The sequence below is a fragment of the Mesorhizobium sp. W016 genome (genome assembly GCF_054719485.1).
In genome coordinates this window covers 5,193,118-5,212,175 of record NZ_JBTTIF010000002.1, presented here as the reverse complement: position 1 = coordinate 5,212,175, position 19,058 = coordinate 5,193,118, and the positions used below count along the sequence as shown (strand labels likewise).

At 58.8% G+C, this 19,058-nt stretch carries 21 protein-coding genes and 1 pseudogene; 15 read left to right on the top strand and 7 right to left on the bottom strand.

Annotation, left to right across the window (positions count from 1 at the left end):
* Positions 1 to 598: 598 nt before the first annotated feature.
* Positions 599 to 862 carry a hypothetical protein gene (locus tag ACYG9V_RS25680; RefSeq protein WP_023681159.1) on the top strand — a complete coding sequence of 88 codons (264 nt, stop codon included), beginning with the start codon at positions 599 to 601 and terminating at the stop codon, positions 860 to 862.
* A 224-nt stretch (positions 863 to 1,086) separates the two neighbouring features.
* Here ACYG9V_RS25680 and ACYG9V_RS25675 read toward each other — a convergent pair whose 3' ends face one another.
* A complete protein-coding gene (locus tag ACYG9V_RS25675) occupies positions 1,087 to 1,263 on the bottom strand; it encodes a hypothetical protein (protein WP_023681160.1) in 177 nt (58 codons plus the stop codon).
* Positions 1,264 to 1,380: 117 nt separating this feature from the next.
* Positions 1,381 to 1,935: a response regulator gene (locus ACYG9V_RS25670; RefSeq protein ID WP_050588792.1), complete on the bottom strand. Its 555-nt coding sequence runs from the start codon at positions 1,933 to 1,935 to the stop codon at positions 1,381 to 1,383.
* Between the two features lie 158 nt (positions 1,936 to 2,093).
* Between ACYG9V_RS25670 and ACYG9V_RS25665 the strand changes: the two genes are divergently transcribed.
* Positions 2,094 to 5,201 carry a CheR family methyltransferase gene (locus ACYG9V_RS25665; protein WP_352763214.1) on the top strand — a complete coding sequence of 1,036 codons (3,108 nt, stop codon included), beginning with the start codon at positions 2,094 to 2,096 and terminating at the stop codon, positions 5,199 to 5,201.
* Positions 5,198 to 5,614, top strand: coding sequence for a response regulator (locus ACYG9V_RS25660; RefSeq protein WP_352763212.1), 417 nt, complete (start codon positions 5,198 to 5,200; stop codon positions 5,612 to 5,614). Before ACYG9V_RS25665 ends, ACYG9V_RS25660 begins: the two co-directional genes overlap by 4 nt.
* Before the next feature lie 181 nt (positions 5,615 to 5,795).
* Here the strand turns inward: ACYG9V_RS25660 and ACYG9V_RS25655 are convergent, their stop codons facing one another.
* From ACYG9V_RS25655 to ACYG9V_RS25645, 3 genes and pseudogenes are all read right to left on the bottom strand, one after another.
* Entirely contained in the window at positions 5,796 to 6,041 is a 246-nt protein-coding gene (locus tag ACYG9V_RS25655; RefSeq protein WP_023725497.1) for a hypothetical protein, read from the bottom strand.
* A 90-nt stretch (positions 6,042 to 6,131) separates the two neighbouring features.
* Positions 6,132 to 6,534: pseudogene (locus tag ACYG9V_RS25650) on the bottom strand (SDR family NAD(P)-dependent oxidoreductase); the annotation flags it as partial.
* Positions 6,535 to 7,135: 601 nt separating this feature from the next.
* Entirely contained in the window at positions 7,136 to 7,921 is a 786-nt protein-coding gene (locus tag ACYG9V_RS25645; RefSeq protein ID WP_352497950.1) for an SDR family NAD(P)-dependent oxidoreductase, read from the bottom strand.
* A gap of 536 nt (positions 7,922 to 8,457) precedes the next feature.
* Between ACYG9V_RS25645 and ACYG9V_RS25640 the strand changes: the two genes are divergently transcribed.
* From ACYG9V_RS25640 to ACYG9V_RS25625, 4 genes are read left to right on the top strand one after another with little or no spacing between them, the layout of a single operon-like run.
* A complete protein-coding gene (locus ACYG9V_RS25640; RefSeq protein ID WP_352763210.1) occupies positions 8,458 to 8,919 on the top strand; it encodes a hypothetical protein in 462 nt (153 codons plus the stop codon).
* On the top strand, positions 8,916 to 10,136 hold the full coding sequence (locus ACYG9V_RS25635) for an NRAMP family divalent metal transporter (RefSeq protein ID WP_352763208.1): 1,221 nt from the start codon (positions 8,916 to 8,918) through the stop codon (positions 10,134 to 10,136). The genes ACYG9V_RS25640 and ACYG9V_RS25635 overlap by 4 nt, the downstream gene beginning before the upstream one ends.
* Positions 10,133 to 10,495 (top strand): hypothetical protein, encoded by a 363-nt coding sequence (locus tag ACYG9V_RS25630; protein ID WP_245260251.1) that lies wholly within the window; start codon positions 10,133 to 10,135, stop codon positions 10,493 to 10,495. Before ACYG9V_RS25635 ends, ACYG9V_RS25630 begins: the two co-directional genes overlap by 4 nt.
* A 2-nt stretch (positions 10,496 to 10,497) precedes the next feature.
* Positions 10,498 to 10,830 (top strand): hypothetical protein, encoded by a 333-nt coding sequence (locus tag ACYG9V_RS25625; RefSeq protein ID WP_023681169.1) that lies wholly within the window; start codon positions 10,498 to 10,500, stop codon positions 10,828 to 10,830.
* A gap of 79 nt (positions 10,831 to 10,909) precedes the next feature.
* On the opposite strand, the gene ACYG9V_RS25620 is transcribed toward ACYG9V_RS25625, so the two are convergent.
* A complete protein-coding gene (locus tag ACYG9V_RS25620) occupies positions 10,910 to 11,485 on the bottom strand; it encodes a GNAT family N-acetyltransferase (RefSeq protein ID WP_023681170.1) in 576 nt (191 codons plus the stop codon).
* Between the two features lie 202 nt (positions 11,486 to 11,687).
* Between ACYG9V_RS25620 and ACYG9V_RS25615 the strand changes: the two genes are divergently transcribed.
* The 5 genes from ACYG9V_RS25615 to ACYG9V_RS25595 all read left to right on the top strand — a co-directional run bounded on the left by ACYG9V_RS25615 (position 11,688) and on the right by ACYG9V_RS25595 (position 15,526).
* Complete coding sequence (locus ACYG9V_RS25615; protein WP_023807304.1) at positions 11,688 to 12,008, top strand: hypothetical protein; 321 nt, start codon at positions 11,688 to 11,690, stop codon at positions 12,006 to 12,008.
* A 633-nt stretch (positions 12,009 to 12,641) separates the two neighbouring features.
* A complete protein-coding gene (locus ACYG9V_RS25610) occupies positions 12,642 to 13,052 on the top strand; it encodes a DUF427 domain-containing protein (protein WP_023691393.1) in 411 nt (136 codons plus the stop codon).
* A 40-nt stretch (positions 13,053 to 13,092) separates the two neighbouring features.
* Positions 13,093 to 13,512 (top strand): HD domain-containing protein, encoded by a 420-nt coding sequence (locus tag ACYG9V_RS25605; RefSeq protein ID WP_352673043.1) that lies wholly within the window; start codon positions 13,093 to 13,095, stop codon positions 13,510 to 13,512.
* A gap of 332 nt (positions 13,513 to 13,844) precedes the next feature.
* Positions 13,845 to 14,351, top strand: a complete 507-nt coding sequence (locus ACYG9V_RS25600; protein WP_023668075.1) for a YciE/YciF ferroxidase family protein — start codon at positions 13,845 to 13,847, stop codon at positions 14,349 to 14,351.
* A 128-nt stretch (positions 14,352 to 14,479) separates the two neighbouring features.
* Positions 14,480 to 15,526, top strand: a complete 1,047-nt coding sequence (locus ACYG9V_RS25595) for an ATP-dependent DNA ligase (RefSeq protein ID WP_352763203.1) — start codon at positions 14,480 to 14,482, stop codon at positions 15,524 to 15,526.
* A gap of 654 nt (positions 15,527 to 16,180) precedes the next feature.
* Here the strand turns inward: ACYG9V_RS25595 and ku are convergent.
* Complete coding sequence (gene ku, locus ACYG9V_RS25590; protein WP_460222032.1) at positions 16,181 to 17,197, bottom strand: non-homologous end joining protein Ku; 1,017 nt, start codon at positions 17,195 to 17,197, stop codon at positions 16,181 to 16,183.
* Between ku and ACYG9V_RS25585 the strand changes: the two genes are divergently transcribed.
* The 3 genes from ACYG9V_RS25585 to ACYG9V_RS25575 all read left to right on the top strand — a co-directional run bounded on the left by ACYG9V_RS25585 (position 17,196) and on the right by ACYG9V_RS25575 (position 18,972).
* The gene (locus tag ACYG9V_RS25585; RefSeq protein ID WP_352763201.1) at positions 17,196 to 17,705 is read left to right on the top strand and encodes a DUF6894 family protein; all 510 of its coding nucleotides are present in this window, start codon (positions 17,196 to 17,198) and stop codon (positions 17,703 to 17,705) included. The two genes, ku and ACYG9V_RS25585, sit on opposite strands and share 2 nt — an antisense overlap.
* 23 nt (positions 17,706 to 17,728) lie before the next feature.
* Positions 17,729 to 18,349: a cysteine hydrolase family protein gene (locus ACYG9V_RS25580; protein ID WP_023687850.1), complete on the top strand. Its 621-nt coding sequence runs from the start codon at positions 17,729 to 17,731 to the stop codon at positions 18,347 to 18,349.
* 296 nt (positions 18,350 to 18,645) lie between these two features.
* Positions 18,646 to 18,972 carry a hypothetical protein gene (locus tag ACYG9V_RS25575; protein WP_023754442.1) on the top strand — a complete coding sequence of 109 codons (327 nt, stop codon included), beginning with the start codon at positions 18,646 to 18,648 and terminating at the stop codon, positions 18,970 to 18,972.
* Positions 18,973 to 19,058: the final 86 nt, after the last annotated feature.

The following is a 19,058-nucleotide window of genomic DNA, read 5'->3' as shown; positions in this document are numbered from 1 at the left end:
GAAGCGCGATAGCCCGCCTCAATCGGTGGACTATCGAAGGTTCCACGGAACACACCGCCGGTCCGGTCGTTTGGGCTCTGATAGGAGATCTGCGATGACAAGGAACCCCGGGCGAAAGGACAGTGATCTCTCTGAACAAGAGGCAATCAAGTTGGCCGAAGCCACCGACGTGTCACCCGGGCAGGCCAAAGAGCTTGCAGCCGAGCACGGCAAAGACGGCGCCAAGAAGGAAGCAAGAAACTACAAGGCGGAGGGCTGACTATGGCGGCCAGTGGATCCGCAAACGACAGAGACGCACGAGCCACCCTCTACGCACAAGGAGTAATGGAAGCCGAGCGCAAGGCGCGGGAAGAGAAAACGGCGCGATTGCGCAAAGCCCGTTTGGCGCACGAGGCGATCAATCCGCCTGCACCCGAGCGGAAACCGGCAGTGCCGAAAGCCCCAAAGCGGGCCGCCAAACCAGGCAGCCGAAAAGCTGGAGAAGATTAGCTTCAGCTTCTTCGGCTGTGCTGGCGGCACGCGTCGGGGAAGAGCAGACCGTGCGGTCGATCCTGCACGATAATTTGTACCTCATCGAACGACACAAAGGAGTCCAGTGATGACGGAGCATGTGTCCCGGAAGGAAGAACAGCGTGGCACCCGAAATGTACTCGGGTGGGGCGTCGTCATTGCGGCTGTGATCTTCGTCGCACTGCTAGCCTTCTTTGTGTTCATACCCCTTTCAGGCGGATCGTGGCAGACATCGCCAGTAAAGCGCACCCCGGAACAGAACCAAGGCGGCAATGCCCCCGCCGAGACATCACCCGCGCCCGGCGTTAAAAAGAACCCGCAAGAAAATACCGAGATGCCAGGGCAGCAGTGATCGACCTTGGGCTGCGACCCAAGTTGGCCCTGATCTTCCTGGTCGTCTCATCGGCGTCATGATGGGATCAGGGCCTTCTGGGCGCAGAACCGCTGAGCTATTGAGACTGGGGTTTCGCCCACATCGAGCGCAGAAAGATTACCGCAGCAGCATCGGTCTGGCGAACGAGGCGATGACGCCATCGTGGAACTCGAGGCAAATCAAGATGCCTAGCTGCAGGCCGTTCAGTTGGGATTTTTCAGCTGCTTTGACAACAGCAGTTGCTGCTGCAGCTCAAGGGCGAGTTTCAACAGCCGTTCAGGTGTTTCCTCTTCCGCGATTTCGTCGAGCAGCGCTGCGAGTGCGTCGCCCTCAACAGGATCGCGGAATGAGTCAGGTTTGGTTTGCGGAGGTTTGGCCACGAGGATTTCTAGCAGGAATGCGGCCGTATTTGCAAGACGAAGCGAAGCGCTCTTGGGGAGGGGTACCGTGGCGGGGGGCGGTCGACAGGGCGGCCTGCGGCAAACTATCGGACAATCTTAATTCATGATGCCAGACCTGTCGTTGCGGAGCACCTCCTCCATGAGTGTATTGAGCCATTCGCTCAAGGGAAGGTCATGCCGCGTCGACAACCGCTCCTCCAGCGCCGCCTTCAATGTCCGTTCCACGAGGCGATCGGCCGCTTGTGGGTCGCCTAACAACAGCCGCGCGGACAGCCTCAGTTTTGGAAGAGCGCGGAAAACGTTGTCTTCACCAAGCGCTGTTGATTGCGCGGCGAGGATCCCGGCAACCGTCCTGAACCCGGCCGGCTTGGAGAGGTTTTGGGTGTACCGGAACCGCTCCGGTAGGGTGATCTGATCGTTTCCGGAGAAGAATACGAACGGGATGCCTCTGTCCGTCAGCTCATCGGCGAGGGGAAAGACAGTCTCACCGTTAAGATCGATGTCCAGCACCGCCCCGTCCGCTGAATCGATATATCGTCGAGCCCGGCTGACTGACGACACCGGCCCCAAAACGGTCGCCCCACAATCGCTGAAATAAGAGGCAAGTTCGCTTGCCAGCAAGAATTCGTCCTCGACGAGCAGAATTCGCATGCCTAATAACATAGCAGCCCTCCGGGCTTTAAACGGCGGTCGCGTCCATCGGTTCCGTGGCTATCGGCGGTGCGGGATAGGAATTCGACCAGGAACGGTTTACACATTGGATCGAAATCAGCGCTGCCGCGTTGCATTTCACTGAAGCAGGACAATTGATGCAAAAGCTGCCGAGGTTCCCCATAGTCGGTATTGGCGCCTCTGCGGGCGGCATTGCCGCCATGGAGGGATTTTTTCGCGGGATGCCGTCTTCGAGCGGGATGGCGTTCGTGATCGTCACGCATCTCAGCCCGGAACGGGAAAGTCTGCTGCACGAAGTGATTGCGCTTTACACCGGAATTCCGGTTCGTGTCGCTGAAGATGCAATGGATATCCATCCTGACACCGTCTACGTGATGCCGCACAACGCGATCCTCACCATCGAAAATTCCAGCCTAAAGCTGCGCCAACCGAATTCGGTGTCCAGGGAGCGCAAGCCCATCGATATCTTTTTCAGCGCGCTGGCCGAGGATCAGGGCGAATACGCCGTCGGCGTCGTCCTGTCGGGCGGCGATTCCGACGGTACGTTGGGCATCAAGGCAATCAAGGAGCATGGCGGCCTGACGCTGGCGCAACTCTCCGACGAGTCGGGTCCGAGCAATCCCGACATGCCGCGCAGCGCGATCAGTTCCGGTCTGATCGATATCGCCATCCCGGCCGATGAGATGGGTGCGAAACTCATGGAATTTGCCCACAGCTTTGAACTGCTCGACGAGCTTGAAGCTGACGATGGCAAGGCCAGTGCTTTGAAACTCCGCAAGGGCCAGGAAGAAATCTACGCGATCCTGCGCAGCCATTCGGGACATGATTTCTCGGGCTACAAGGCCAAGACGTTCTTGCGCCGCGTCAGGCGACGCATGCAAATAACACAGAACACCGCGATCGATGCCTATATAGAGTTGCTTCGTTCAAATGCGGAGGAAGTGCGGTCGCTGTTTCGCGACCTGCTGATCAACGTGACAAATTTCTTCCGCGATACGGACGCTTTCAAGACCCTGGAAGAAACCGTCATCCCCAAACTTTTCGAAGGCAAGGACGCCAACGATACGATCCGCGTCTGGGTGCCCGGCTGCGCAACCGGCGAGGAAGTCTTCTCGATCGGAATGCTGATGCGCGAGCATATGGATACACTTTCGGCTGTGCCGCGCATCCAGATTTTCGCCACGGACATCGATGACGCGGCGTTGGGCATCGCACGTTCGGCGCGCTATCCGGAGTCATTGCTTGCGGGCGTTTCGCCTGAACGTCGCGAACGCTTCTTCAGCAATGACGGCACAAGTTTCATCTTGAGCAAGAGCGTACGTGATCTCTGCATCTTCTCGGCGCACAGCGTCATCCGTGATCCACCCTTCTCGCGCATGGACATGGTGTCGTGCCGGAACCTGCTGATCTATTTCGGCCCCGATGTGCAAAAGCAGGTTATTCCGACCTTCCACTATTCGCTGAAGCCCGGCGGCTATCTGTTCCTTGGCACCTCCGAGAGCATAAGCCAGCATGCCGATCTGTTTGCACCGGTCGACAAGAAACAACGGATATTCAAGGCACGAGAACATACGGCGCCGCCGCGGCTGCCGATCTTGTTGAATGCTGCGCCTGCAAGCAACTTTTCCAGCGCCAATGACACTCATGCCCGCCGCGGCTTGTCTTATTCCCTAAGGCAAACCGTTGAAGCCCATGTTCTCGAACGCTACGCTCCGGCCCATGTCGTCATCAATGGTGATGGAGATGTCGTCTATTACTCGGTCAGAACCGGCAAATATCTCGAGCCGCCGCAAGGGGTGCCGAGCAGACAATTGCTCACAATGGCACGCAGCGGCCTGCGTCTGGAACTGCGCGGCGCTTTGCGGGAAGCGGCCGAAGGCCGGCGCACGGTTGTGCGCGAAGCGATAGCCATTGAAGAAAATGAAGATCGTGTCCAATTCGTCACATTGACGATCGAGCCCTTGGTTGATCGCGGCAGCGGCGAGCCGCTGTTTCTCGTCCTGTTCGAACCGGTGGGCCAGCCGCAGCCGCGGCTGGAGGCTCTAAAGGTTCGTCAGCCATCCGGGATTGCTGATTTCGAGCGCGAGCTCCGCGATACGCGCGAGCGCCTGCAATCGACGATCGAAGAATATGAGACCGCATTGGAGGAGTTGAAATCTTCCAATGAGGAACTCGTCTCAGTCAACGAAGAAGCCCAGTCCTCCAATGAGGAGCTTGAGGCCTCCAAGGAAGAAATGCAGTCCCTCAATGAGGAATTGAACACCATCAATGCCGAACTGGTTTCCAAGATCGAGGATCTCGATCGGGCCAACAGCGATCTGAAGAACCTGTTCGAGAGCACACAGATCGCGACTGTTTTTCTCGATACCAAGCTGGTTATCCGCAGCTTCACGCCGGCGGCGTCTTCGTTCTTCAATTTGCTGCCGACCGACATCGGAAGACCGCTTACCGATCTTGCCAGCCGGCTCGATTATCCGCACCTGCGCGACCATATCGCGCAGGTTTTCAGGGCCGGCGAGATGATCGAGCACCAGCTACCGCGCGATAGCGACGGCATCCACTATCTCGTGCGGCTGATCCCCTACCGCGACAGCGTGCGGAAAATCCAAGGTGTGGTGGTGACCTTTGTCGATGTGACGACCATGGCTGAAGCCGAAGCCCACCAGCGGGTATTGATCTCGGAACTCAATCATCGGGTCAAGAACATGCTGGCCGTTACGGTCAGCATTGCCAGTCAGACCCTGAAAAATGCTCCCTCTTCGGAGGCTTTCGCCGAAGCGCTCATCGGTCGCCTGCGCGCCATGGCGCGGGCCTACGGAGTGCTCTCGCGCGAAAGCTGGAAAGAGGTCTCGGTAGAGGAAATCGTGCGGCAGGAAGTCGAGCCGTTCGGGCTGGAACGCATCAACACCACAGGCGAGGACATTCGGCTCAAGCCTCAGCAGGGCCTGTCGCTTGGCATGGTGATCCATGAACTTGCCACGAATGCTGGAAAATATGGCGCCTTGTCCGTGCCAAACGGCGTGGTGTCCGTGACTTGGTCGGCGTCGGATCACGGTTTTCAGCTCGAATGGTTAGAAAGCGGCGGTCCCGCTGTCAGTCCGCCTGAGAAGACGGGATTTGGTCTTTCGCTGGTGAAGGGCGAAATTGAGTATCGGCTTGGCGGAAATTTTGAAACATCTTTCGGTTCCGATGGTTTGAGCTTGCGGATTGAGTTTCCGTTTGATCATCGGGAGAGCGAAACGTGACTGCATCTCGTATCCTTGTCGTCGAAGATGAATGGCTGGTCGCGGAGGAGCACCGCGCAATCCTGGAAGAGGCCGGCTTCGCCATCGCCGGGCCAGTGCCGTCCGTTGCTCGCGCGAAAAAGCTGATCGAGAGTGAAGTCATATCTGCTGCGGTCCTGGACATTGGTCTCGGCGGCGAGACCAGCGCTGCCCTTGTCCCTCTTCTAGCGCAACGCGGAATTCCGTTTGTTTTCGTCAGTGGGTACACGGCAGCCGACATCCCGCAAGATTTGCGTCATCACAAGATGCTGTCAAAACCCGTGTGGGCTGCCGCGCTGGTCGAGGCCGTGCGAAATATGCTCGGTGTTCAACCGACAGCTTTGGCAAGACACCAGGACAGCGGAACGGTGCCAACCCAACGAGAAGCCCGATAACTGCACAAAGACACTGGTTTTTCACCAGAGATGCGACGACATTCGGGTCCAGGCCCGAGCCGGCGTCGCCGGCAAGTGCCTGCGATCCGGCCGGCACGATTGGCATGCTCGCGGTCTGGCGTACTCCAGCGCTGGGCGAAAGTTCGCCACCGCGCGACGATTGGTCAGCCGTGTGAGCTTATCAAACAACGGGCAGTTCGCCCTCGGTTTTCCTCGCGTCGAATAGGACGCCAAGGCCGTAAGTGACGGCGCCAGCGGCAATCATCTCTGCCAACGCTGCGCTCGACACCGGGCAATGCGGCATGACAGCCTTGATCGCGAGTTCGGCATTCGCGATCGACACGAAATCGTGCCGTCGCTTACGGGTCTCCAGATATTGTTCGATCAACATCTGCAGTCGCCTTCTTTCTATATCATCGCCAGCCATTGGTTCCTCCTGTAGACAGACTGAAAGCCCACCACGCCTAAGGAGCGGTGGGCCTGGCGGCCCTTTTTGAGGACCGTGGACTCGAGTGAGGCGGGCAGCGTTGCTGACCAGGATGTCGAGACCGCCGAGGGGCGTTGCTGCTTCATCGACCAGCTTTCTGCAAAAGGCCTCATTGCGGATATCGCCGGCAAGCCTTTTGACCTGCCGCTTTTATTAGGTCCACCAGTTCGTCGGCGTCTTCCTGTTCTTCGGGGAGGTAGCCGAAAGCAACGTCCGCACGCTCGCGCGCGAATGCTATCGCCGCCGCACGACCGGTTCCGGAATCGCCGCCGGTTATCAGCGCTTTGCGACCGGCAAGCCTGCCTGGTCCCTTGTAGGTCGTTTCGCCGTGATCCGGGCGCGGCACCATCTTGCTGGCCAAACCCGGCCACTTCTGTTCCTGTGGCTTGAACGGCGGCTGGGGATATTGCGTCACCGGATTCTGTTTGAGCATCGGGCTCGCAGGGCCTGCTTTAGCAGGCACTGTTCCCGTATCGGCTGACGCCGTGGAAGCATAAGCGGCGAGAATTCCTCCCGCCATGCTTCCAGCGACAAGTCTACGCGCTGCGTCTGGTACATTGTCATGCTGGTCGTGGTTCATCATGGGCTCGCTTTGACGGCAGGTGACCGTTACGGAAGTGGCACCTAACCGGCCGTCGACGCGAATGTTCCCTTGTGATTGCAGTGAGGTGTCGCTCGCCTTGCCCGTCTCGGCCGTGAGGCCGCATCACCACTTTGACACAACCTCCTGATTGTAGCGGAACGTCTTGTACAGACCGGCCCTGCTTCCAGATCGGCCGGTGGGTAATCACAAGGAGCGATCGATTGCGCCGCTCTGGACCATGGCCAAAAGAGGTACGAGGTAGCGTTGCGTATGCGTCTGGCCCATCCGGAAAGCCGGTCCCTCATTCATCGCGCCAAACGGGATGTGATCGACCAGGCCAACACAGACGCCGGGAACCGAAATGGTGCCGCCTTGCTGCAGCGATAGATTGCCTCGCGCAGCACATGCGGTCTCTGCGAATGCCAGCCCGTTGATGACGCGAAATATCAGCTCAGTCGCTGGACGCCGACCCCGGCTCGGCCATCCTACGGTGCTGTTCGGCCAAGGTGGCTGCCGGCGTGACATGCGCGGCGGCAACCTGCAGCTTGTTTTTCCAACCGCTGACGACCTGTTCATCACCGGCCATCATCGCCTCGTAACCCGTTTTGGCGACATCGGCCGGATTGTCCTTTTCATCGGTGCCGATCTTGGTATCCATCATTTCAGCGCGCTCGAAGAATCGCGTCTGCGTAGGGCCAGGCATCAGCACGGTGACCGTCACCCCGCTATCTTTCAGCTCATGGCGGAGCGCGATCGAGAAGGAATCGATGAACGCCTTGGTGCCGTTGTAGACGGCCTGGAATGTGCCGGGCATGAAGCCGGCGATCGATCCGGTGAACAGGATGCGCCCGCGACCTCGCCGGGCCATCTTGGCGCCGAGCTCATGCGCCAGATAGACCGTTCCAGTGACATTGGTGTCGATGATCCGGCGGACTTTTCGCCAGTCCTGGTCGACGAAGCCGTTGCCGAGCCCGCGTCCCGCATTGAGAAACAACAGGTCGATATCGCGATCGCCGATCTGGGAGATCAACCGATCGGCGCCCTCGACGGTCGCCAGATCGGCCTCAATGGCTTCGACCGTTACATTGTGGGTCTCAAGTGCCTCTGCCGCCTGCCGGATAGCCGGCTCGTCGGCGGCGATGATCAGGTCGTAACCGTCTTTAGCGCACAGCTTTGCGAGTTCCCTTCCGATGCCACTCGAGGCGCCGGTCACCACAGCGAGTTTGGCGTCCGTCATCATATCCTCCATCTTCGTGCCATCGGAACCACGAGTGGGCACAATTGTTCCGCGGCGTTTGGGCTGGATTGATCGTGCGCTGTCATGACGGTCAGGCGACGGTCGTCGTCGCGGTCCTCGCGCGCATTCATGGATGGGCCGTTGCGACAAAAACCGTTCTACGCCATGAGAACTCGCCATGGCCTACCTTCAAAAGGCCCCCAAACGCATGGATTGAGTACTCAGAACGGCAATGAGCCTAATCAGTTGAAGTTGGAACAAGTGGCCCGGTTGGAAGTTCGAACCGTGCAGCGTTGTTGCCCTCCCATGTTGATGCTGCGCGATCGGGTCATCCCCTCAGCCCGATCTCCCGCGCTTCTCCGCGCCAAAGAGAAGCGCGGGCCCCCGCACTTTCACGGCTGTCCGGGATGGAGCGTTTTGTTACGTGGGACTAGCCGACCTCACAGGCTCGTCGTCGGTTTCGTTTGACGAGCTCTCCGAGCGCCCTAGATCATTGATGCCGGACGCAGTTGGTTCGGGCCGGGGAGGAAATCCGCGTGGCGCATCCAACGCGCGCTGTACCCCATAACGACCGTCATTTTCCGGTTGACTGCCTGTGCTTGCTTCTGATTCTAGCCGGGTTGGCCGGATGCTCGTCTTCCAATCAGGTGGCGCAGCAATCACGAACAGCGGCCTCCGCGGCACAGACCGTATCGATGGTGCTGGATGCCTGGGTGGAGGGAGCGGCACCGTCCGCCTATGCCACGGCCGCACTGCACTCGGTCGGAAAAACGCTGGCCGATGTCGAGGCGCAAATTCGATCGGCCGAGACCGCTGAACCAGCCGGGCGAGCAGGACTGACGGCAGCAGTCGACAGTTTGTCGGTGGCGGTGGCGCATGCCGAGGCGGGATTGCGGGTGAACAATCGCACTGAGGTGGAAAGCGCACAACAGGATCTTCGGGCGGCCATGCGCTCGCTCGCCGCCGCTTACACCAGCGCTTTCGGACCAAAGCCGTGAAGAAGCTTCTGGAAATATCGCTTGGCGTCGTCACCAGTGTCGGAGGTTTCCTCGAAGTCGGGTCGATGGCTACGGCGACGCAGGCGGGTGCCGCCTTCGGATTCCAGCTAATCTGGGCCATAGTTCTCGGCACCATATGCATCATCTTTTTGGTTGAAATGGCCGGTCGGTTCGCCGCGATGAGCCATCACACGATCTCAGAGGGCATTCGTGAAAGATTTGGGTTCAACGTCTTTCTATGGCCGTTGCTCGTCGTCCTTCTCGTCAATTTCATGGTGCTGTCCGCTGAGATCGGCGGTGTGGCCATCGCACTCGAACTTGCCACCGGCATAGGCTTCCAGTGGTGGGCACTGCCGGTGGCGTTGCTGGCATGGTTGCTGCTGTGGAAAGGCACGTTTGGCTTTATCGAGAAAGGCGTTTCGGTCCTCGGCCTCGTGACGCTGTGCTTCGTGGTTGGTGCGGTGATGTTAAAGCCCGACTGGACAGCGGTCGCTGGCAGCGCCGTGCCTTCGCTGCCGGCTCACGATGCCATCAATTACTGGTTCATGGCGGCCAGCATTCTCGGCGCGTCAATATCGCCTTATCTTTTCATGTTCTATTCCTCGGGAGCTATCGAGGACAAATGGGATGAAAGCCACCTTGGGGCCAATCGTGCCATCGCCGGGCTGGGCATGACCTTCGGTGGGACCATTTCGATCGGCGTGTTGATCGTCGCTGCTCTCGTTCTCGCGACGCGCGGCATCGACCAGGTGGACGACTATCACCAACTGCCGTTGATGCTGATCCCTATATTCGGCTTCTGGGGGTTCGTTCTATTCGTTGCCTCGCTCGCCATTGCCTGTTTCGGCGCCGCACTCGAAGTCGGGTTGCAACAGGCATATCTGGTGGCGCAGGGCTTTGGCTGGACCTGGGGCGAGGATCGCAAGCCGCGCGATGATCCGGGCTTCAGTGCCGTCTATACGGCATCATTGTTTTTGGCCGCCATTCCGATCATGCTTGGCCTCGACCCACTGAGGCTGACCATCTTTTCCATGGCGGTAACGGCGGCGAGCCTTCCGCTGACGGTAGTTCCATTTCTCTTCCTGCTGAATGACGAACGCTATGTCGGCGAACATCGCAACGGCATCATTTCGAATGCCGCCGTTGTCTTCATTATCGCGCTTGCCTTCGTGCTCGCCGTGGTGACGATTCCGCTGCAGATATTCGGAGGCACATGATGGAATTGATGCGTGATCTCCTGGACAAGCAGGTGTTCGACCGCCGGCGGGTCAAGATCGGCAAGGTCGACGGAGTGGTGGCCGAGTTGCGGCGGGGCAAACCACCAAGGATTGTCGCGATAGAACTCGGCTCCATCACTTTGGCGCGCCGCCTTGGCGCGCGGCCCGGGGAATGGATGGCGCAACTGGCGACGAGGGTGGGTGGCAAACGCCACGCCGAGCCACACAGGATTGCGTGGAAAAAGGTGCAGGACAACGGGCTCGACATCGAATGTGACATCGAGGTGGGCGAGACGTCGATTTTCGCCTGGCAGGACTGGTTGCGCGATCATGTCATCGGGCGCATCCCAGGAGCGTGATGATGAGGACAGTCAACCTCGAACATCTTGCCGGGCGACGCGTGCTCTCGCAGCGTGGAAAGAGCATCGGTCACATCGAAGAGATTCTCGCCGAACAGCGTGGCGACGAGCTCGTCGTTACTGAATTCCACGTTGGCATCTACGCCGCGTTCGAGCGTCTGTCGGCCTCGACCATCGGCATCGCGATGCTCGACCTGTTTCGGCTGCGCCGCCGCGACGGCCTGTACCGCATTCCCTGGGATAAACTCGATATCTCCGATCCGGCGCGACCGCGGCTACTATGCCCGATGACCGAGCTTCCTGGATGGAAAGGGCAAAAGGACCTTCGGGAGTAGATGGCTACGGCTGGGAGGGCTAAGGCGCCGGCGTTTTGCCGGCGAACAGCCGTTCGTGCAGATGGCGCCTCCGCAAAGATTACTGCAGGTTCTTGCGAAGGAAGATGCGGGCGTGTCCTGGAATAACGAATTCGACCTTGCCGAATTCCTCAAACCCATGATGCCGGTAAAATTGGGGCGCCTGGAAACTGCTCGTCTCGACGACGGCTCTCTTGCATCCACGCCTAACGGCTTCCTCCTCGATCGCCATAAGAAGCTGTGATCCATAGGATCGGCCACGCAATTTTTCAGGCAAGAAGAACATGTCGAGAAACAGGAGCCCCAGTTCCGTTCTGCCCCAAATTCCACCCCAGATCTTTCCGGAGGGGTCGGTAAGCTCCGCGCCGATCACTGCCCGGTCATCGATTCCGGTTTGTTCGATGTTGTGTCGATAGAGCGCAGCGGCCGCCTGCGTTCGTGCATCCCCGTTGTGAGCCAGAGCGATTGTAAATCCTTCGGATCGAGCCGGCATGCGTTCTGCTCCTGCGTCGGAATGGTCTTGAGATTCAACCGTCAGATTAACATCAAGGCGGCCGGTTCGCTCGCAGCTCTGATCGCCGCTTCTGTTGTAACCCGTCTTGCCCACATTCCGCATCGCGATCCGCGTCGGATGCATGCAGCCGCGCCCAACATATCGCTTTGGTGTTGAACAAAGCCCATCCTGCCCTTGTCAGGTCTCATCACAATTCGTGCGCCGTCAAGAGTGTCCACCTCGACGAAGGCTGCTGCGGATCACAATCCATTACGCCGGGAACAATGAGAAAAACCTGTCGTTGGGAAAGCGATCGCAATTCGGCGATTCAAACACGGAGACTCCAATGTTGAAGAAAATTCTAGCCGCGTCGGTGATAACTATTGCCTTGGCCGGTTCCGCCTTGGCGCAGACAAATGGAACGGGTGCTGGCGGCACGGCTGGCACGGGTAATGGAACTGGTACTGGAACTGTTGGCAGCGGCGGCGCCGCTGGCAATGGCACTGGCAGCGGGAATGCGGCCGTGCCAACCGATCCGAATTCCACAAACTCGACTACAAAATCGAACGGCATGACCGACCGTTGCAAGGACGCCGCAGGCAATGACATCGATAACAACACTGCAAGTGGCGCAACGACCTCGACCGTGCAAAATTGCAACAAGTAGCCGATGGACCTAGCGGCTTCGGCCGCCCGAAGGCCCGCCATCAAGACAATGGCGGGCCTTCGAGTACGTGCCTCGCATGGCTGGATACATAGGAGCACATGTGTCCAAAGAGACCCGGCGGGCCAAACTCGATCGCTTAGCAGCCTCGATTCCGAAGCACGAATTCGAATTCCTAATGAAGATTGCAAAGCTAAGCCGTCATGACTTACTTGGCCTGATCGCTAAACACGATGGCGGCAGGGACAAGGTCTATAGGGACCTTGCGGCCCACTTGGCAGCAACTGAGGCCGCCCCGGAGCCCGTACATGAGGCGGCAGCTGACGACGGCCAAACAGCTGGAGCATCTCCAGCCACGAACTCGCCCGCCGGCAAGTAGCGGCGAAGATCATTTCGGCGCCAGCCCTGACGCTCCACGGAAGCGACGACCGTGTCGTCCTTCTAAAGTCTTCGAATGGGTTGGACGAGCATTTCACCGCGCCTTACCAACGAGAACTGCTGGATACGGCAAGCGGGAGGCGCTTTAAGTCTGGCCCGCCATTCAGGTTCATCGGACATGCCGGAACCTGAAGCGCCGCCGCGCATTTCGTCTCCAGGCATGACCGATCTTGCGGTAATCGCCAGGGAGAAATTCAGATGCAAACTTCAGGCGCAACTTCACAGCAAAACCTTGGCCGATTGGCCATAGAACCGTTTTCCGGCACGGTGACGGTGCGGTTTTCCGACGCCATCGTCGCAGCTACGGAGCGGGCGAAGGTCCTGCGTGAAGACGGGCACGAGCCCGTTTTCTATATCCCCTTCGAGGACATCTATTTCGATCTTTTCGAAAAGACCGACACCACCACCTGGTGCCCGCTTAAAGGCACCGCAAGCTACTGGCGTGTCCACGCCGTCGGCAGTTCTTCCGACGATTTCATGTGGGCCTACGAAACGCCCGATGCGGCTGCTCTGGCTATTGCAGGTCACGGCGCTTTCGATCCGGAAAAGGCCCGTATCGATGTCGACCCTGCCGAGGACAAGCGACACACGCCACATATCGTCGAATAGGTTTCATCAGGCAGAGACAATCACGGTAACGACAGGCGCGATCAGCATTTTCTACCAGGCGGCAAAGATTGCGGAGGAGGTTCACGAGTCGCAGCGCGATAAGACCGGGCGGCCCTACATCGAGCATTGCCGCCGTGTCGTCGACGCCGTCGAGACAATCGATCAGAAGACTGTTGCCTACCTTCATGACGTTCTGGAGAAAGGCGAAGGCTGGACCCGCGCCAAGCTCGAAGAAGCAGGCTTCGGACCGACAATTGCCGCGGCGGTCGATGCCATGTCGCGCAGGCCGGATGAGGAGTATTTCGCCTTTGTCCGGCGGGCTGCGTCGAACCCAGTGGCGCTCCCCGTAAAACGCGCCGATCTGGAGGACAACATCTGGCAGTCGAGGCAGGTCCGAGCGTCGGCGGCCAAATATGAAGAGGGCCTTCGCATACTTGACCAAGAGTTCTCCCGACAATAGTGCGCGCCCGACGCTGGCATTGCATTTGTCGAGGCAGCCATCGCCTGCGAGAGCTTGCGGCGCAGAGCACGTTTCCGCTCTCCTGGCCGTCAGTTTTTCCGCGCCGGCGTGCGCCTTGGGGTCGTCGTCTGGACCATGGAACGTGTGATTGGGTCAAAGCTCCTTTGGAGATGGATCGCAGCGTCTCGAAAAGAAGTAACGGCCCGGCTCGGAATCAGGAACTCCTCCAGCACCGGTGCGTTGACCAGCAAGCCGGGACGAGTTCCCGGCCTCCGCGGGTGGCGGGCAAGCGGCCGCCGAACCCGAACTTCTGCACAATGAAAGGTAAAGCCATGGGCTTCTTTTCGAAGGACATCAAGACACTCGACGATCTCTTCGTGCACACGCTGCGCGACATCTATTACGCCGAAAAGCAGATCGAGAAAGCGCTGCCGAAGATGATCGGCAAGGCAACCGATCCGCAATTGAAGGCCGGATTCGAAAAACACCTCGAGCAGACCAAAGGCCATATCGAGCGCGTCGAACAGGTGTTCGAATTGCATGGCGTCAAGGCCAAGGAGGTCAACTGCCCGGCGATAGACGGCATTCTGGAGGAAGCCGACGATGTGAGCGGCGACGTCGACGACAAGGAGGTCCTAGACGCGGCACTGATAGCCTCGGCGCAGGCGGTCGAACATTATGAGATGACCAGATATGGCACGCTCATCGCCTGGGCCAAGCAGCTTGGCCGCAGTGACTGCGCCAACGTATTGGCCAAGAACCTGAAGGAAGAGCAGGCGACCGATCGCAAGCTCACCGAAATGGCGGAAAGCAAGATCAACATGCAGGCTGCCGAGTAGACCGTCCCAGGTCATGATGAGATTGGTTGAAATCTCATCATGACCTAACCCTGTTGGAGCATGATTTTTTCCAAAGCCGGCACCAGTGCTGCGTTGAGTCGATCTCCATCGTTGTCCACGGAACTTTCATGACGGGCGAATCTGCCATCTCTCGCGATCTGCCGACGAGTGTAAAATCGTCTTTCGGCGTGGCGTTGAGCACGGCGCCGATGGAAGCAAAGGCTGCCGACACGTTGCCGGCCGATGCTGGCCGATGGCAATACGAACCCAAATGGGACGGGTTCCGCTGCCTGGCCTTTAAATCCGGCGCGGCCGTGGAGTTGCGTGCAAAATCCGGCAAGCCGTTAGGGCGGTATTTCCCGGAAGTCGTCGCGATGTTGCATGAACTGAAAACAAAAGAGTTCGTGGTCGATGGTGAGATCGTCATCGAAATTGCAGGCTCTCTTTCTTTCGACGCCTTGCAGATGCGGCTGCATCCGGCGGAAAGCAGGATCCGGAAACTGTCGGTCGCGACGCCGGCAAAGCTGATCCTCTTTGACATGTTGGCGACCTCCGAGGGCGCCTTGATGCAGCAGCCGCTCTCGGTTCGGCGCGCTGCACTCGAACTGTTCGTAAAGTCGGCCGCGCGAAAGGATCTCGAACTGTCTCGGGCGACGCGTGATTTGGCGGCGGCAGGCAGATGGCTTGGCCAATCCGGACAAGGTTCGACCGACGGGGTCGTTGCCAAGCTTCTCGATGACGAATATCGACCCGGCGAGCGCGCCATGGTCAAAGTCAAGCGCCTGCGCACGGCCGATTGTGTCGTCGGAGGGTTCCGCTACCTGGCGAATTCGCGTGAAGTCGGCTCCCTGTTGCTTGGCCTGTACAATGACCAGGGGCAACTCGACCATGTCGGGTTCACTTCGACGATCGCCCGGGAGGACAGGGCCAAGCTTACGCGACAACTTGAAGCTTTGCGATCGGCTCCTGGCTTCACGGGAAAAGCGCCGGGCGGTCCCAGTCGGTGGAGCAAGGAAAGAAGCGGACAATGGGAGCCATTGCGGCCCGAACTGGTGGCGGAGGTGCGGTTCGATCATGTCACCGGGGATCGTTTCCGTCATGGCACCAAATTTCTGCGATGGCGTCCTGACAAAAGCCCGAAGCAATGCACGTTCGAACAGATACTTGGAAAATGAGGCTTGGCGAGGCGTCGACAGGTCCACACCATCGAGACCAAATCCGTCAAGCATTCGGCGCAGCCAAATCCAGTCGCATTTCACTGGCGATCTTGAACCCGGCGGCGAGATAAACGCCTTTGCAGGAGGATGCCGGACCAAACTCGTTGTTCAGTCTGTCACCACGCCTCGCTTTGGCGGATCACGGTTCTCGTCCGGATTAGGAACTGGCACTTCGTCGGGAAGAAGATCCGGCTCAGGCTCGCGTATGTCCGGCGTCCACGTCGGCGCATCCACTGGCGGCTCTTCGGTTGGCTCTGGTTTGGGGGGCACATCTATTCTCCGGGTTTCGCTTGGGCGTGGGGTTCGGCCCGCCACAGGTCGCGCGTCGCCGCGTCTGGAGGCGAAAGGGTCTTTTCACACCCCATGTATTTTTACCGATGGCCAGCGGTCCTGGGGCTTCTCGGCGCCCGATCAGAGTCCTGCGTTCCGGCTCCTTTGAGCGCAATGTTGGCATCCGCTGCCTCTGGCTCTTTGAGGACTGCCCTGTCGACGTTCTTGATCTCGGCCATAAGGCATCGTCCTTGGTGGCCAACGGGCAACCGCGAGAATTGTTCCGAGCGATTAAGGGCGGCTGGAGCTGCTGTGCGGACCTTCTGGCTGGGCAGTTATCAACTATGCTGTCTTGCGTTTCGGTGAGGCTCTCTTTGTGGATCTCGCCAGCCCTTCCTGTTTGAGGCTCTTCTTCAGCACCTCAGCGAGGTTGATGACATTCTCCTGTGGCCTTGGTGCGGGCTTCGGCAGCTTCTTGCCTTTGCGCTTTGCATCGATCATGGCGATCAGCGCGTCTTCATAGGTGTCTTCAAATTTCGAGGGATCGAAGGTCGTCACTTTTTTGTCAATAAGCATGCCGGCGATTTCGAGCAGATCGGGGTCGTATTTCTGCTTGGCCAATCCATCGAACACAGTGCTTTCCGAAACCATTTCGTTGTGGTTGCGAAGCTCGGTCATCACCATCCCCTTGCCATAGGGCTGAATCAGCACATCGCGGCCGCGCTGGTAGAGCACCACGCAGGATCGAGCGGCCACGCCCTTGTTCTTCATGGCGTCGCGGATCACTCCGTATGCTTCGATTGCGGCGCCGTCGGCCGGGATCAGATAGTAGGGCTTCTCGAGATAGCGCGTATCGATATCGTCAATCGATACGAATTCGCCGACTTCGAGCGTGTGCTTCGACGTCAGCTTCAACGCCTTTATGTCGTCAGGTTCGATCTGGAGAAATTCGTCCTTTTCGATCTCGAAACCCTTCACCTGATCCGCTGCATCCACCAGCTTTCCGGTCTCCTCGTCGGCGTAGACGCTCCTGACCGGCAGACCGTCCTTGCGGTTCAAAATCTTGAAATGGATCTTGGATGCTTCGCTGGTTGCGCCGACAATCTTCACGCCGCAAGTAACCGAACCAACCTTCAAGAAGCCCTTCCAAGCAGCACGTGGCGCGGCCATTTTGCGCTTATCCCGTTTCCAGCTAGGGCAACGCGTTTCCGTTCGAATTGTTCCTGCGGCGGGGGCTCGGTGCACCGTGAATGTCCGGTGGGCGAAATCCTGTCGGTCTCGACAGCCGGGCCGACGCCCTGCATCCGCAGGAACCGAAAGCGCACCATGAACATTGTCAGACAGGCAGGAGAGTGTCATGCAAGTCGTTCGGACCGAAGTGGTGAATGCCAGGGCGCCAGACGGGCAGTCGGTTCGCCGGGTGATATTTTGCGGCGAGGGCGGCGACTGCGTTACGGTGGACATGGCAAACGTCGGGATACAAGCTGAAGATGACGTGCTTGCCCGCGCAAAGGCAATCCTGGTCCAGACAGCGACCTTTGATCTCGCAGCCAATGGATATGACGCGAGCAGCAACGGCAATTTCGACCAGGTCGAGATAACCTCTGCAAGCGACGGCGCCGGCGACGTATATGTCTTTGAGTATCGCGATGGCGAAACCAGCCGACGCATACCGCCGTCGAGGATGGCGAGCCTTGAGGCGGCCCGGTCCGAAGCTATCCGCTGCGCAATCGATCTTCTTGCCGACCTGCAGCCTGGCACGGACGCTCTGTCCGGCTGGCTTGTGAGGGTATCCAACGAAAACGGTGAATTGCTTTACACTGTTGATGTGGCTGAGGCCGATGCAGCGCGGCAGGCAGGCCAGTAACCCAAACCCGACGGAATCCACCAGTGGCCGCCCAAGGATTGATTCACGGACCAATAGGCGACGATGGCCTGCATCTGTGCGTCGACATGCAGCGCCTGTTTGCGCCGGGTGGACCTTGGCCCGTGCCGTGGGCTGAAAAGGTGGTCCCGGCGATCGAAGAACTGGTCGCCAGACATGCCAGCCGTACCCTGTTCACGCGCTTCATTCCTGCCGCCCGCCCGGGCGAGGCGCCGGGAATGTGGGCAAACTACTATCGTCGGTGGGCGGAGGTAACCCTTTCCAACATCGATCCGCGCCTGATTGAGCTGATGCCTCAACTTGCACGATTTGTACCGCCGGCGACGGTGGTCGACAAACATGTCTATTCGCCCTGGACCGAGGGGCGGCTCGACGCGCTGCTGAGTGGCTCCGGCGTGCGTGCGCTCGTGATCACCGGTGGCGAAACCGACGTTTGCGTTCTCGCGACCGTGCTTGGCGCCATCGATCGTGGCTTCCGCGTCATTCTCGTCACCGATGCCATCTGCAGCTCTGCCGACCAGACCCATGACGCACTGATGGAAGTCTACCATTCCCGCTTCAGTGAGCAGATTGAGGCGGCCAGCATGGCGGAGGTGTTGGAGTGTTGGCCACAACTCACTCGCTGATCTGGGGGGCTTAAAGTGAATGGGCCGACAATCGTCATTCTGGTCGGGTGGACTGTTTCAGTTGGCGGACGGCACTACAGTGAACCGGAAAACGTATATGAACGGCACGATTGCCTGATCTGGTCGCTCGCGTGAATCAGTGTCTGGAAGCGTACAAAGCCTTGCAGAGCTATCGACAGCGCGGCCAACCGTCATAGAATGAACAGGATACAGCGCCGAAGACTCGATGCCGGCATCTAGCAATCTTTGCGAGACATCCGGCGCCTCTGCCGTCGGCCTTCCGCAGGGAGGATGATGTGCTGAAAACAGAAGTCATTGACCTTGAAACCTATAGCGCAGTCTACGCGGTGATCTCTGGCTATCGCGCTGACGACATTATCTCGACGGCGTTTGCGGTCGATGAAATCCGCGCAAGGTTTCCTGAGTGTCGCTGCGACGACGAGGAATTGGTCGGGCTTATGGTCCATGCCATGTCCGGCAAGAAAATTGCCGTGAGCTTCGACCACCGGGTGGCTGCCTCGCCTTCCGAGTTGCGCAACGCAATTCCGCCTCTCTGGCAATGGCAAACGGCTATGACGTGTCGTGGTCGGCTGAAGCACGATAAATCCACAACCGCATCATGAAAATCCGGCGTTCAAACCAAGGCGCAACCGTCGGCCTGGAATTCACGGCACGATGGAACAAAATTGAAGATGCCGCGTTTGGGGTC